The following is a 13,972-nucleotide window of genomic DNA, read 5'->3' as shown; positions in this document are numbered from 1 at the left end:
GACTTAAGAGAGACAGGAACTTCCAATGGCCGACATCATGACTCCCGCCCTGGGCGAGTCCGTCACCGAGGCGACGGTGGCGCGCTGGACCAAGAAAGCCGGGGACGCGGTTCGGAAGGACGAGATCCTGGTCGAGCTGGAAACCGACAAGGTCAGCCTGGAAGTCGCCGCCCCCGCCGACGGGGTGCTGACCGAGATCAACGCCGAAGAAGGCGCCACGGTCGAGCCCGGCGCGGTCCTGGGCCGCCTGACCGAGGGCGCGGCCGGCGCCAAGCCGGCTCCGGCGCCCAAGGCCGAGGCCGCTCCCGCCAAGGCGCCCGAACCCGCCCCGGCCCCCAAGGCGGAGGCTCCGAAGCCTGCCGCCGCGCCGCTGGCGCCGTCGGCCCAGCGCATCGTGGCCGAGAACAGCCTCGACGCCTCAGCCATCGCCGGCTCCGGCAAGGATGGCCGGGTGACCAAGGGCGACGCCCTGGCGGCCCTGGAGGCCCGCGCCAAGGCTCCGGCCCCGGCTCCGGCGCCCTCGGCCCCGCGCGAGATCCACGAGCGCGAAGAGCGCGTGAAGATGACCCGCCTGCGCCAGACCATCGCGCGCCGGCTGAAGGAGGCCCAGAACGCGGCGGCCATGCTGACCACGTTCAACGAGGTCGACATGAGCGCCATCATGGCGCTGCGCAACCAGTACAAGGACGGCTTCGAGAAGGCCCACGGGGTCAAGCTCGGCTTCATGAGCTTCTTCGTGAAGGCGGTGATCCACGGCCTGAAGCACGTGCCCGACGTCAATGCCGAGATCGACGGCACGGACATCATCTACAAGAATCACTACGACATCGGGGTGGCGGTCGGCACCGAGAAGGGCCTGGTGGTCCCGGTCCTGCGCGACGCCGACACTCTGTCGCTGTCGGGTGTCGAGAAGGGTATCGCCGCGCTGGGCAAGAAGGCCCGCGACGGCCATCTGGCCCTGGAAGACCTGCAGGGCGGCACCTTCACCATCTCCAACGGCGGGGTCTACGGATCGCTGATGTCGACCCCGATCCTCAACGCGCCGCAGTCGGGGATCCTCGGCATGCACAAGATCCAGGATCGGCCCATGGCCATGGGCGGCCAGGTGGTGATCCGGCCGATGATGTACCTGGCGCTCAGCTACGACCACCGCATCGTCGACGGCCAGGGCGCGGTGACCTTCCTGGTCCGGGTCAAGGAAGCCCTCGAAGACCCGCAACGGCTGCTGCTGGACGTCTAGGGCGGAAATCGCAGGTCGCACGTCGATCCGCGGCGCCCTCGTTCGTCGCTGTTTGCATCAGGCGCCGCGCGCCGTCCGCAAATGGGAGCAACGAGATGTCGAACCGCACGCCGAGGGGCCGTCGCCACGCCCTCGCCAGTCTGACCGCCGCCGGAGTCGCGACCACGCTCGCGGCCTGGGCGCCCATGGCCATGGCCGCGCCGTCAGCCCGCGCCACCGTCGAGACGCACGTGGCGGCGATCGCGGCCCGTGACATGCCGGCTCTGCTGCCGACCCTCACGGCCGGCAAGGCGTTGATCATGATCATGCCCGGCGGCCAGGCGCTGGAGACGCGGCAACAGTACGTGGACTTCCACCAGGCCTGGTTCGAGTCGAAGGATGATGGAAAGCTGGAGCCGGAGATCGTCAGGGTGATCGAATCCCCTGGACTGGCCCACGCCCTGATCCGCTACCGCTACACTTCGAACGGAGTCGGCGGCGCGCCGAAGCACATCACCTCCTGGCTGGCCCTGACCTTCGCCCTGGAGAGCGGGCGCTGGGGCCTGGTGGTCGACCAGAACACGCCGATCGACGCACCGCCAAACTCCTGAAAATCGAGTCCAAGCCTCGCCTCGCGCGCGAAGCTCCTATATCTGGGCCGCACTCCTTCCAGCAGGTCTTGAGAACCCATGGCCCAATACGACGTCATCATCATCGGGGGCGGCCCCGGCGGATACAATGCGGGCATCCGCGCGGGTCAGCTCGGCCTCAAGGTCGCGGTGGTGGAGAAGCGGGTGACCCTGGGCGGCACCTGCCTGAACGTCGGCTGCATGCCCTCCAAGGCCCTGTTGCACGCCTCAGAACTTTACGAGGCCGCGGCCGGCGCCGAGTTCGCCACCCTGGGCATCGAGGTGAAGCCCAAGCTCAACCTGGTTCAGATGATGAAGCAGAAGGGGGAGTCGGTGACGGCTCTCACCAAGGGCGTCGAGTTCCTGTTCAAGAAGAACAAGGTCGACTGGGTGAAGGGCGCCGGCAAGATCGTCGGCCAGGGCAAGGTCGAGGTCACCGCCGAGGACGGCGCCGTCACCACGCTCGAGACCGCCAATATCGTCATCGCCACCGGCTCGGAGCCCTCGCCCCTGCCGGGCGTCGAGGTCGACCAGAAGCGCATCGTCGATTCCACCGGCGCCCTGTCGCTGCCGGAAGTCCCCAAGAGCTTGATCGTCATCGGCGCCGGCATCATCGGCCTGGAGCTGGGCTCGGTGTGGCGCCGTCTCGGCGCCGAGGTCACCGTGGTGGAGTTCCTGGACCGCATCACGCCTGGCATGGACGCCGAGACGGCCAAGACCTTCCAGCGCTCCCTGACCAAGCAGGGGATCGCCTTCAAGCTGTCGTCGAAGGTGACCGCCGCCAAGGCCGGCAAGTCGAACGTCTCGCTGACCGTCGAGCCGGTGGCCGGCGGCGCGGCTGAGACGCTGACCGCCGACTATGTCCTGCTGGCCATCGGTCGGCGGCCCTATACCGAGGGCCTGGGCCTGGAGAGCGTGGGTGTCGTCCCCGACAAGCGCGGCTTCATTCCCACCGACCACTTCAAGACCTCCGCCCCGGGCGTCTGGGCGATCGGTGACGCCATCCTGGGTCCCATGCTGGCCCACAAGGCCGAGGAAGACGCGGTGGCCTGCATCGAGATGATCGCCGGCAAGTGGGGCCACGTGGACTACAATCTGGTCCCCAGCGTGGTCTACACCTCGCCGGAAGTGGCCTGGGTCGGCCAGACCGAGGAGCAGCTCAAGGAGGCCGGCGTGACCTACAAGGCCGGCAAGTTCCCGTTCAGCGCCAACAGCCGGGCGAAGATCAACCACGAGACCGAGGGCTTCGCCAAGGTCTTGGCCGACGCCAAGACCGACGAGATCCTGGGCGTCCACATCGTCGGTCCCCAGGCCGGCGAGATGATCGGCGAATATTGCGTGGCCATGGCCTTCAAGGCCGCCAGCGAGGACGTGGCGCGCACCTGCCATCCTCATCCGACCCGCTCCGAGGCCGGCCGCCAGGCGGCCATGGGCGTCGAGGGCTGGACCATGCAGGCCTGACGGCGAGTTAACTTCCGGGCAGCCGGCGCCGGGTCTAGTCTCCATCGTCTACAGGAGGGTTCGCCATGATCGTCTCTGCCCTGCTCGCCGCGAGCCTTGTGGCGGCCCCGCCGCCGCTCCGCATGACGATGCACCGTGTCCGGCCGGGGGATTGCCCGGCCGAGGGCCGAATGATGGTCCGCTCCAGGGAGCCCGCGCTCCTGCTGCGTCCCCAGGACCAACGGGGCGATGGCGGCGCCCGGTCGCTCGAAGGCATGCCGCCCGCGAACCTGGAACTCGCCGTCGCCCGCTCGGTCGGCGGTTGCGCTGTCTCGACGGTCGTCCGCGAGAACGTCGAGGGCGACGGGCGCTTCACCAAATAGCTCAGGCGTGCGGATGGGCCTTGGCGTAGGCCCCGAGCAGGGCCTCGGCGTCGACTTCGGTGTAGCGCTGGGTGGTCGACAGCGAGGCGTGGCCGAGCAGTTCCTGGATCGAGCGCAGGTCCGCGCCGGCCCCCAGCAGATGGGTGGCGAAGGAGTGGCGCAGGGCATGGGGCGTGGCGCTGTCGGGCAGGCCGAGCCGCCCGCGCAGCATTTGCACCGTGGCCTGGACGTGGCGCGGACTTAGGGCGCCGCCACGCTTGGCGCGGAACAGCGGCTGGTCGGGGGATAGCGCGAAGGGCAGGTCGGCCAGATAGGCGTCGACGGCGTCGCGCACGGCGGGCAGCACCGGGACGATGCGAGTCTTCGAGCCCTTGCCGAGGATCCTGAGCGAGGCGCCCAGCGGCGCGTCGGAGCGCTTCAGCGACAGGGCTTCGGAGATCCGCAGGCCGCAACCATAGAGCAGGGTCAGAACGGCCTCGTCGCGGCTGGCCTCCCAGTCCTCGCGGTCGGGATCGAGGCCGGGCTCGGCCAGCATGCCGCGCGCCTGGTCCTCGCTGACCGGACGCGGCGCGCTGGGGACCACGCGAGGTCCGCGCACCAAGGCGACGGCGGGGTTGGGCGTGTCGAGGCGGATGTCGAGATAGCGGTGGAAGGTGCGGATCGCCGACAGGGCCTGGGAGAGCGAGCGCGGCGATAGTGGCTTGTCGCCCTGTCGCAGGTGCGCCAGCCAGGCGCGGACCTCGCCGGCGCTGAGCGTGCCCATGGCGGCGAGGGACAGGGCCTCGCCGCGATACTGTTCCAGGAAGGCGATGTAGCGGCCGGCGGCGAAGCTGTAGGCCTCGACTGTGCGGGGCGAGGCGCGGCGCTCCTTGGCCAGGTGCTCCAGCCAGAGCCGCAGGGCGTCGCGGGCGGCTAAAGAACTTGAAGTTAAAGGACTGGCCAACGCTCCGCGGTCCTTTCGACCACACGGGCGAGGAAGGCGACCAGTTCGGCGCCCATGTCCTCGGTGAAGCCGTTCTCGTCGGCCGAGCCGAAGGCCAGCAGGCCCTCGCGGGACGGCTCCCAGATCGCCATGCGGACCATGGCCATGGAGCGGACGCTGTCGGCGCGGTCGCCGAACAGGCCGAGCGCCGTGGGCTGGAAGCCCATCAGGGCCACGCGCTGGTGGCCGATGATCATGTCGATCTGGCCCTCGACCAGCATGCGCCAGCCGGCCGGCGTGCGCTCGGGACCGGATAGGGCCACCACGCCTGCGGCCAGGCCGAAGCGGAGCTGGGCCAGTTCGTCCACCCGGCGGGCCAGGTCGGCGTGGTTGCGGGCCTCCAGCAGGTCGACCACGGCGCCGTGGGTCTGGGCCTGGGCGGCGAAGTTGGCGCGGGCGGTGGCCTCGAGGCGGCGGCGCGCGCCGGCCTCGCGCTTGTGGGCCTCGTGCACCCGGGCCAGCGCCGCCGGACCGAAGTCGAGCACATTGGCCGCGTCGGGCCGCAGGCCCAGCTCGGCCAGCAGGGCGGGATCGTCGCGCAGGAACTGCGGATTGTCGGACAGGAAGGCCCGGACCTCGTCGGACCCCAAACCGTGATCCTTCGCCTGCGCGCCGTCCATGTTCAGTCCCCGTGTTTTACAGGATGGACTGACCCGTCTTGGCCCAGTCGCTCAAGAACATTTCAAGCCCCTTCTCGGTTAACGGGTGCTTGAAGAGGTCCAAGAAAACACTGGGCGGAATGGTCGCACAGTCGGCGCCGGCAAGCGCGGCGGCCGTTACGTGGCCCGGATTCCGGATCGAGGCGGCCAGGATTTCGGTGTCGAAATCATAGTTGTCGTAGATGGCGCGGATCTCGCTGATCAGGTCCATCCCCTCCATGCCGTAGTCGTCCAGGCGGCCGATGAAGGGCGAGATGTAGGTGGCGCCGGCCTTGGCGGCCAGCAGGGCCTGGGCCGCGGAGAAGCACAGGGTGACATTGGTGGAGATGCCCTGGACGGCGAATTCCGCGCAGGCGATCAAGCCATCGCGGGTGAGCGGCACCTTGACCACGACGTTGGTGGCGACAGCGGCGAGCTTCGCGCCCTCGGCCAGCATGCCGGCGGCGTCGGTCGAGGTGACCTCGGCGCTCACAGGCCCCTCGACGAGGTCGCAAATCTCGGCGATGACCTCCAGCATGGGACGGCCGGACTTGGCGATCAGCGTCGGATTGGTGGTCACCCCGTCGACCAGGCCGGTGGCGGCGAGATCCTTGAGGACGGCCGTGTCGGTGGTGTCGAGAAAGAGCTGCATGGGTGACCTTCTGGCGCGGGGTTCGGCCGGCTGTTTAGCGGTTGCGCGGCGCGTGGACCAGCCTATCTGGGCGAGGCCATGAGCCGCATCGCCTCCGTCCTCCTGCCCATGCCCCTGCCCGAGGCGTTCGACTATGCCGAGCCGGAGGGCATGGACCTGCAGGTCGGCGACCAGGTGGCCGCGCCCCTGGGGCCCCGGCTGTTGCGCGGCGTGGTCACCGCCCTGCGCGAGGCCGCCGGCGGCAACCGGCCGCTGAAGGCCATCGAGGCCAAGCTGGACGATCCGCCGCTGCCGCCCGGCACCCTGGAGTTCATCCAATGGGCGGCGCGCTATTCGGTCGATTCACCGGGATCGCCGCTCGCCATCGCCACCCGCGGCGCTCGCGCGCCCAAGGCGAGGCCGGAAAAGGTGATGGAGCTCACCGGCGTCGCGCCCGCCCGGATGACCCCCGCCCGCGCCAAGGTGCTTGAGGCCGCCGTCGATCCCCTTTCGCCGGCCGATCTGGCCCGGGCCGCCGGAGTGTCCTCAGGCGTGGTCAAGGGCCTGGTGGACGACGGCGCCCTGATCCTCAAGCTGATCGTCCCCGAGAGCCGCTATCCCGAGCCCGACCTGGCCCTGGCCGGCCATCCGCTCAACGCCAGCCAGTCCGCCGCCGCCGAAGCCCTGAAGGCCATGGTCCGTGAAGGCGGCTTCAATGTCGCCCTGCTGGACGGGGTGACGGGCTCGGGCAAGACCGAGGTCTATCTGGAGGCCGCCGCCGAGGCCCTGGCCCGCGATCCCGCCGCCCAGGTCCTCGTGCTGCTGCCGGAGATCGCCCTGACTCAGGCGGTGATCGCTCGCTTCGAGAGTCGGTTCGGCGCCCGGCCCGGCGAGTGGCATTCCGACGTCGCCCCGCCCATGCGCCGCAGGGTCTGGGAGGCGGTCGCCACCGGCGGCTGCCGCATCGTGGTCGGCGCCCGCTCCGCGCTCTTCCTGCCCTTCACCAACCTGGCCCTGATCGTCGTCGATGAGGAGCACGACAGCTCCTACAAGCAGGACGAGGGCTTCATCTACCAGGCCCGTGACCTGGCGGTGGCGCGCGGCATGATCGAGCGGGCCGCCGTGGTCCTGGCCTCGGCGACCCCGTCCCTGGAATCCCTGCGCAACGCCGAGACGGGCCGCTATCGCTGGCTGAAGCTCTCCTCGCGCCATGGGGTGGCGCGGCTGCCGGACATCTCGCTGATCGACCTGCGGGAGACCCCGCCGGAGACCGGGCGCTGGCTTTCGCCGCCCTTGGTCCAGGCCATGGTGGAGACCTTCGCCGCCGGGGAGCAGACCCTGCTGTTCCTCAACCGCCGGGGCTATGCGCCCCTGGTGTTGTGCAAGGCCTGCGGCGAGCGGATGACCTCGCCGGACTCCGATTCCTGGCTGGTGGAGCACCGCTATACCGGCCGGCTGGTCTGCCACCTCACCGGCTTCTCCATGCCCAAGCCGGAGAAGTGCCCCCATTGCGGCGCCCGCGACAGCCTGACCTCCATCGGCCCGGGCGTGGAGCGGGTGGAGGAGGAGGCGCGCGGCCTCTTCCCGGAGGCGCGGATCTCGGTCTTCTCGTCCGACACTGTCTGGGACGCCAAGGAGGCGCGGCGGCTAGTGGCCTCCATGGCCGAGGGCGAGATCGATATTCTAGTGGCGACCCAGGCCGCGGCTAAGGGCCACAACTTCCCCAAGCTGACCCTGGTGGGGGTGGTCGACGCCGACCTCGGCCTGCGCGGCGGCGACCTGCGGGCGGCCGAGCGGACCTACCAGCTGCTGGCCCAGGCCACGGGCCGGGCCGGGCGCAAGGACCGGCCGGGCCGCGCCCTGCTGCAGACCTACGCGCCCGAGCATGCGGTGATGCAGGCGCTCAAGGCCCAGGACCGCGACGCCTTCGTCGAGGCCGAGATGGCCGAGCGCGAGATCATGAAGCTGCCGCCGTTCGGCCGGCTGGGGGCGATCGTGGTCTCGGGCCCCGACCCCCAAGCCCTGGAAGCCTTCGTGCGGACCATGGCCGAGGCCGCGCCCAACGCCGAGGGGGTGGAGGTCTACGGCCCCGCCGACGCGCCCTTGGGCCTGGTGCGCGGGCGCCGCCGCAAGCGGTTCCTGGTGCGGGCCGATCGCACGGTGGACCTCTCGGCCTATCTGGCGACCTGGCGGGCGCGGGTGCGACCGCCCGGCGCGATCCGGGTGTCGATCGACGTGGATCCGTACAGTTTTCTGTGAGTCCCTTTTCCCTCCCCTTTATGGGGAGGGACGATCCCGAAGGGATCAGGATGGGGGACTTCCGGCCACCTCATCGGAGCTTCGGAAAGCCCCACCCTCGACCGCTACGCGGTCTGCCCTCCCCATAAAGGGGAGGGAAAGGAGGCGCTCTATTCCGCCGCCTCCGGCTTGGCCGCCGGCCGGAGCGGGCTCTCGCGCAGGGGCGCGGCGGGCACCATCAGCATCAGCACGAAGCCCGCCACCAGCACGACCAGGGTGAAGATCATCCCGTGGACGATGGCCACGGAGAAGCTCTCGCGCACGGTCCGTTCCTGGGCGCGGAGCACCGGGTCGGCGGCGCGGGCGACGGCCTCTTCCGGGTGTAGGGTGCGGTCCAGGGCCATCCTCTGCAGGTCGCCGAGATCCAGCACCCGTACCTGGGCGGCGGGATCGGCGGCGGCGTGGCGCTCCAGCTCCCCGGCTAGGCCCGCGGTCAGCAGGGCGCCGAACAGGGCCACGCCGATGGTCGAGCCGATCTGGCGGGTGAACTGGCTCGACGAGGTCGCCACGCCAAGCTGATGGAAGGGCACGGCGTTCTGCACCGCCAGGCTGAATAGGCTTTGGCCCGGTCCCAGGCCGATGCCGAAGATCAGCAGCCGCCAGGCCAGGTCGAGCATCGAGGTGTCCGGGCCGATGAAGCAGAGCAGGACGGCGCCCAGCACCAGCATGGCGCCGCCGCCGATCATGAACGGCTTGAAGTGGCCAGTGCGGGTGACCAGCTGGCCACAGATCGTCGAGGATAAGACGAAGCCGCCCATCAGGGCCAGCATGGTCAGGCCGCTGGTGGTGGCCGGGATGCCCTGGCCCACCTGCATATAGAGCGGCAGGAAGCTCGACACTCCCATGAAGGCCATGGAGTAGACGAAGGCCGCGCCATTGGCGGTGACGAAGGTGCGGTTGGCGAACAGTTCCAGCGGCAGGATGGGATCTCGGACCTTGGTCTCGATCCACAGGAAGGCCGCCACCCCGGCGGCTGACCAGGCCAGCATGCCGACGATCAGCGGCGAGCCCCAGGGATGCTCGCGTCCGCCCCAGGTGATGGCCAGCAGCAGGGGGACGAAGGCCGCCACGATCAGGGCCGCCCCGAACCAGTCGATCCCGCCGCCGCCCCGCTGGGGCAGGGTGGGCATCTTCCAGACGATCATGGCGACGGCCGCCAGCGCGAACGGGATGTTGAAGAAGAACACCCAACGCCAGCCGGCGATCAGGTGGCCGAACAGGATCACCGTCCCGTGGTCGGTCAGGAACCCGCCCACCAGGGGTCCGAACAGGCTGGAGATTCCGAAGATCGAGCCGAACAGGCCCGAGAACTTGGCCCGCTCTCGCGGCGCGAACAGGTCGGCGAGGATGGCGAAGGCGGTGGTGAAGAGCGCCCCGCCGCCCAGGCCCTGGATCCCCCGGAAGGCGATGAGCTGGGTCATGCCGCCGCCCAGCAGCGGCAGGTCGCCGAACTCGCCCGCCAGCCCGGCCAGCCAGGAGCCGGCCAGGAACAGGCCGATGCCGGTGAGCAGGACCACCTTGCGCCCATAGAGGTCGCCCAGCTTGCCCCAGATCGGCACCATGACCGTGGAGGCCAGTAGATAGGCGGTGGTGGCCCAGGCGTAGAGGTGCAGCCCCGACAGGTCGCCGACGATCCGCGGCATGGCGGTGGCGATGACTGTCTGGCTCATGGCGGCCAGCAGGAAGACGATCATCACGGAGATGAGCGTAAGCCGGCGCTCGTCGTCGCTATGGACGTGAGGCTCGTTCAATCGGCGTTTCCGTAGCGGCCAAAATGGGCCGCCCCCAATCTATTATTCTCAGTCGGGTTCCGGCGGGACGAACGGAAGAATGATCATCCGTCCCACGATGAAACCTAGTGCAGTCTATCAGGCGTTTCGCCGCCCTGTGTTTCCGGCGGGTTACGTTTCCGGCTGGCGGCGCGCGAGGCCATGTTGAGGCCCTCCACCAAGCCTGAGAACGCCATGGCCGCGTAGATATAGCCCTTGGGCACATGCACGCCGAAGCCGTCGGCGATCAGCACCGCGCCGATCATCAGCAGGAAGCCCAGGGCCAGCATCACCACGGTCGGGTTGTTGTTGATGAAGTCGGCCAGGGGATCGGCGGCGACCAGCATGATGCCCACCGTGATCACCACGGCGACGATCATCACCACCAGGTGGTCGGTCATGCCGACGGCGGTGAGGATCGAGTCGATCGAGAACACGATGTCCAACAGGATGATCTGGACGATGGCCGCGCCGAAGTTCAGGCCCACCACGGCCTTGGTGTCGAAGACGTCGTCGTTGGGCGTCGGGTCCATGGTGTGGTGAATCTCGGTGGTGGCCTTCCAGACCAGGAACAGGCCGCCGGCGATCAGGATCAGGTCGCGCCATGAGAAGGCGAGCTCCCAGGCCGGTTCGCCATGCGCGTCCAACGCGCCTTGCCAGGGCAGTTCGAACACCGGCGCGGTCAGCCCCACGATGAAGGCGAGGGTGGACAGCAGCACCAGGCGCATGACCAGGGCCAGGCCAATGCCGATGCGCCGGGCGCGGGTGCGCTGTTCGGCGGGCAGCTTGTTGGAGAGGATCGAGATGAAGACCAGATTATCGATCCCGAGGACGACCTCCATGACGATAAGCGTGATCAGCGCCGCCCATACCGTGGGATCGGCGGCAAGGGCCATCAGGCTATCCATAGGGATCCTCTCGAGGTGTCGGTCGCTTGTATCTAACGCAGAACGCCGCCCCCGCCAGGGCCGCTTATCGGCGCAGGGACTCCATCAGGTCGACGAAGCCGGCCTTCAGCCGCCGCAGGGCCGTGGGATCGTCCGACTGTCCGGCCCAGACCACGCCGTAGTTGAGCGCCCCGTTGATCATCACCGCCAGGGTCTGCGGGTCGCCGTGGAGCGAGCCCTCGGCCACCGCGGCCCCCACCCCCTCGATCAGCAGGCCGAAACCGTGGCGGCGGTCCATCTCGTTCCACTGGTCCCAGCCCAGCACCCCCGGCGCCTCCAGGATCAGGATGCGGCGCACCTCGGGCCGCACCACGAAGTCCAGGAAGGCCAGGCAACCGTCGATCAGGGCCGCGAAGGCGTTAGGGGCGGCGTCGGCATGGGTCTCGATCGCGCGCTCGCCCTCGGCGTGCAGGGTCTCGCAGACCGCGGCGAACAGGGCCTGCTTGTCGGCGAAGTGGTGGTAGAGCGCGCCCCGCGTCATGCCGGCGGCCGCCAGGATCGCCTCGGTGCCGGTGGCGCCGTAGCCGTCGCGGGCGAATAGGGCGCGGGCTGAGGCGATCAGGGCCGCGCGGGTCGCCTCGGCCTTCTGCGCCTTCACGCCCATGCGATTCTCCATTAGACATACAGACTGTCTGTATCTTAGATCGCCACCCGTGCGGATCAAGGGAAAACGTCATGCGGTTCGTCGATCGCTATCCGATCATCGTCACGCCCAAGCTGGCCGAATGCCGCGACTTCTGGACCGCCCGCCTGGGGTTCGAGGTCGTCTTCGAGGCCGACTGGTTCGTCCTGCTGCAGGCGGTGGGCGCGACCATGGCCTTCATGAGCCCCGACCATCCCTCGGCCCCGCCCGGTCCGGAGCCCTTCCCAGGCAAGGGCATGTGCTTCGAGCTGCAGGTGGAGGACGCGGCCCAGGCCTATGAGACCTGCCGGGCCAAGGGCCTGGTTTGCGACTATCCGCTGACCGAGGAGCCCTTCGGCCAGCTGCGGTTCGGCTTCTTCGATCCCTCGGGCCTGTGGGTCGACATCATCGAACAGGTCGAGCCCGCGGAAGGCTTCTGGGACCGTTACATGACCGCGTAACCGGATGGTGAGGCTTTGGCGCCATCCTGGGGTCGGTCGCGTACGATGTTTGCACGCCGGCCTTCGAGCGCGCCTCCCCGGCGCCGAATCGGGACGGGACCATGACCGACGCGCAGAATATCCGGCCGCTGACCTCGCTGAGGTTCTTCGCGGCCATGTGGGTGGTCATCTACCACTACTGGCCCAAGCTCGACGTGGCCGGCGCCGTCCCGATGGTGGTGGAGAAGGGCTATCTGGGGGTGGAGCTGTTCTTCATCCTCTCCGGCTTCATCCTCTGCCACGTCTACCGGACCAGCGTGGAGGACGGGCGTTTCCGCTACGGATCCTTCCTCTGGAACCGGCTGGCGCGGGTCTATCCGCTGCATCTGGCGACCTTGCTGGGCATGATCGCGCTGGGTGTGGGCGCGGGCCTCGCCGGTTTCGCCATCGACGCCAACATCCTCTCCTGGGAGTCGCTGCCGGCGAACCTGCTGATGCTGCAGGCCTGGGGCCTGGCCCCGCAGGCGGCCTTCAACCATCCCTCCTGGTCGATCTCGGCGGAGTGGTTCGCCTATCTGTCCTTCCCGGCCTTCGCCTGGGCGGCGCTTGCGCTCAAGGACCGGCCCTATCTGGCCGTCGGCCTGGCGGTGGTTTTCCTGGCCGGCCTCTATGCGGCGTTCCAGGCCCTGGCGGGCTTCCCGCTGACCCAAGCCACCATCGCCTGGGGCGCGCTGCGGATCGTCCCCTGTTTCGCCCTTGGCTGCGCCCTGCATTCGCTCTGGCGCGCCAAGCCAGCGCAGAATCGGCTGGCGGCGGCCGTCGCATCTGCCGCTTCCACGGGCGCCGTGCTCACAATGTCGGCTTTCGGCGCCCCAGATGCCTTAATCGTGACCGGCCTGGGGGCGGTGATCTTCTTCATGGCTCGCACCGCCCAGACGGGTGGCGAGGTCTTGGGGCAACGCCCGCTCGTCTATCTGGGCGAGGTTAGCTACTCCGTCTACATGGTCTGCGTGCCGTGGAAGATAGTGTTCGTGAATGCAGCGTCCAAGGTTTTGCAGATCACTGACGAACGCCTGCCCCTATGGCTGTGGTTAGTTTTCTTGGGATCCGTGGTTCCACTGGCCGCGGCCTCCTATCATCTGATAGAAAAGCCGGCCCGCGCCCGTATGAAGCTCATGGCTGACTCTTGGGAGTCGCGGCGACCTTCGGCCGCACAGGCATAAAGAGTCTTTTCATCCGGATGGAGGATGGGTAACCCTACGCACGTAACTCGTGGGGAGTTCCTCTAACATGCTGAAACGACCGAGAGCCCTTCTGGGCTCCCTGGCCGCCATAGCGGTTATGACCTTGGCGCCGGTCTCCGGGGCCGTTGCCGATACCTACTGGCAGTGCGTGCCCTTCGCCCGGCTGATGTCCGGCGTGCAGATCTATGGCGACGCCTGGACCTGGTGGAAGCAGGCGGTCGGGAAGTACGACACGGGCGTTTCGCCGAAGGCCGGCGCGGTCCTCTGCTTCAAGCCCAACGGCAAGATGCGCCTGGGCCACGTGGCCGTGGTCAGCCAGGTGCTCACGGACCGGGTTATCCAGATCAGCCACGCCAACTGGTCGCGCATTGGCGGGACCCGCGGTCAGATCGAGAAGGACGTCACAGTCATCGACGTCTCGCCCACCGGCGACTGGTCGCAGGTCAAGGTCTGGTACGATCCTGTCCGCGACCTCGGCTCGTCCACCTATCCCACCCACGGCTTCATCTATCAGGACGCCGTGGCGGTTCGCACCGCCAGCTCCGGCTTCAACTCGGCCCAGAACGCCGCCATCGCCGTGGCCCAAGGCGCGGCCAACCAGGTGGTCTCGGTGGTCCGTCCGGGCGCCGGTCCCCTGCAGATGCTGGGTCAGGCCGCCGACTCCACCGACCGGATCGCCGCTCTCATCCAGGCCGCCACCCAGCCCTCCACGGAAGACTAGCGCCTGGCG

The 13,972-nt window shown here is 68.8% G+C and carries 14 protein-coding genes; 8 read left to right on the top strand and 6 right to left on the bottom strand.

Going from position 1 to position 13,972, the window contains the following annotated elements:
• Positions 1-25: 25 nt before the first annotated feature.
• From odhB to V6M51_RS04670, 4 genes are all read left to right on the top strand, one after another.
• Positions 26-1,240 (top strand): 2-oxoglutarate dehydrogenase complex dihydrolipoyllysine-residue succinyltransferase, encoded by a 1,215-nt coding sequence (odhB, locus tag V6M51_RS04685; RefSeq protein WP_332765062.1) that lies wholly within the window; start codon positions 26-28, stop codon positions 1,238-1,240.
• A 95-nt stretch (positions 1,241-1,335) separates the two neighbouring features.
• Complete coding sequence (locus tag V6M51_RS04680; RefSeq protein ID WP_332765060.1) at positions 1,336-1,830, top strand: YybH family protein; 495 nt, start codon at positions 1,336-1,338, stop codon at positions 1,828-1,830.
• Between the two features lie 78 nt (positions 1,831-1,908).
• The gene (gene lpdA / locus V6M51_RS04675; protein ID WP_332765058.1) at positions 1,909-3,309 is read left to right on the top strand and encodes a dihydrolipoyl dehydrogenase; all 1,401 of its coding nucleotides are present in this window, start codon (positions 1,909-1,911) and stop codon (positions 3,307-3,309) included.
• Positions 3,310-3,374: 65 nt separating this feature from the next.
• Positions 3,375-3,671, top strand: coding sequence for a hypothetical protein (locus V6M51_RS04670; protein WP_332765057.1), 297 nt, complete (start codon positions 3,375-3,377; stop codon positions 3,669-3,671).
• A 1-nt stretch (position 3,672) separates the two neighbouring features.
• On the opposite strand, the gene V6M51_RS04665 is transcribed toward V6M51_RS04670, so the two are convergent.
• The 3 genes from V6M51_RS04665 to fsa are packed head-to-tail and all read right to left on the bottom strand — an operon-like array spanning position 3,673 to position 5,943.
• On the bottom strand, positions 3,673-4,614 hold the full coding sequence (locus V6M51_RS04665) for a tyrosine recombinase XerC (protein WP_332765055.1): 942 nt from the start codon (positions 4,612-4,614) through the stop codon (positions 3,673-3,675).
• Positions 4,599-5,273, bottom strand: a complete 675-nt coding sequence (locus V6M51_RS04660) for a DUF484 family protein (protein WP_332765053.1) — start codon at positions 5,271-5,273, stop codon at positions 4,599-4,601. Before V6M51_RS04660 ends, V6M51_RS04665 begins: the two co-directional genes overlap by 16 nt.
• Before the next feature lie 16 nt (positions 5,274-5,289).
• A complete protein-coding gene (fsa, locus tag V6M51_RS04655) occupies positions 5,290-5,943 on the bottom strand; it encodes a fructose-6-phosphate aldolase (protein ID WP_332765051.1) in 654 nt (217 codons plus the stop codon).
• Between the two features lie 78 nt (positions 5,944-6,021).
• Between fsa and V6M51_RS04650 the strand changes: the two genes are divergently transcribed.
• The gene (locus tag V6M51_RS04650) at positions 6,022-8,181 is read left to right on the top strand and encodes a primosomal protein N' (protein ID WP_332765049.1); all 2,160 of its coding nucleotides are present in this window, start codon (positions 6,022-6,024) and stop codon (positions 8,179-8,181) included.
• Between the two features lie 149 nt (positions 8,182-8,330).
• Here the strand turns inward: V6M51_RS04650 and V6M51_RS04645 are convergent, their stop codons facing one another.
• The 3 genes from V6M51_RS04645 to V6M51_RS04635 form a co-directional block, all read right to left on the bottom strand.
• The gene (locus V6M51_RS04645; protein ID WP_332765048.1) at positions 8,331-9,971 is read right to left on the bottom strand and encodes an MDR family MFS transporter; all 1,641 of its coding nucleotides are present in this window, start codon (positions 9,969-9,971) and stop codon (positions 8,331-8,333) included.
• Between the two features lie 104 nt (positions 9,972-10,075).
• Positions 10,076-10,897 (bottom strand): TerC family protein, encoded by an 822-nt coding sequence (locus V6M51_RS04640; protein ID WP_332765047.1) that lies wholly within the window; start codon positions 10,895-10,897, stop codon positions 10,076-10,078.
• 64 nt (positions 10,898-10,961) lie between these two features.
• Positions 10,962-11,540 (bottom strand): TetR/AcrR family transcriptional regulator, encoded by a 579-nt coding sequence (locus V6M51_RS04635; RefSeq protein ID WP_332765046.1) that lies wholly within the window; start codon positions 11,538-11,540, stop codon positions 10,962-10,964.
• 71 nt (positions 11,541-11,611) lie between these two features.
• Between V6M51_RS04635 and V6M51_RS04630 the strand changes: the two genes are divergently transcribed.
• From V6M51_RS04630 to V6M51_RS04620, 3 genes are all read left to right on the top strand, one after another.
• Entirely contained in the window at positions 11,612-12,019 is a 408-nt protein-coding gene (locus V6M51_RS04630; protein WP_332765044.1) for a VOC family protein, read from the top strand.
• 101 nt (positions 12,020-12,120) lie between these two features.
• Positions 12,121-13,221: an acyltransferase family protein gene (locus tag V6M51_RS04625; protein ID WP_332765043.1), complete on the top strand. Its 1,101-nt coding sequence runs from the start codon at positions 12,121-12,123 to the stop codon at positions 13,219-13,221.
• Between the two features lie 67 nt (positions 13,222-13,288).
• Positions 13,289-13,963: a CHAP domain-containing protein gene (locus V6M51_RS04620; RefSeq protein ID WP_332765041.1), complete on the top strand. Its 675-nt coding sequence runs from the start codon at positions 13,289-13,291 to the stop codon at positions 13,961-13,963.
• Positions 13,964-13,972: the final 9 nt, after the last annotated feature.

The sequence above is a fragment of the Phenylobacterium sp. genome, from assembly GCF_036677185.1.
In the GTDB taxonomy this organism is placed as follows: domain Bacteria; phylum Pseudomonadota; class Alphaproteobacteria; order Caulobacterales; family Caulobacteraceae; genus Phenylobacterium.
Note: the sequence above shows the minus strand (reverse complement) of the source record. Positions and strands in the feature narration are given on the sequence as shown.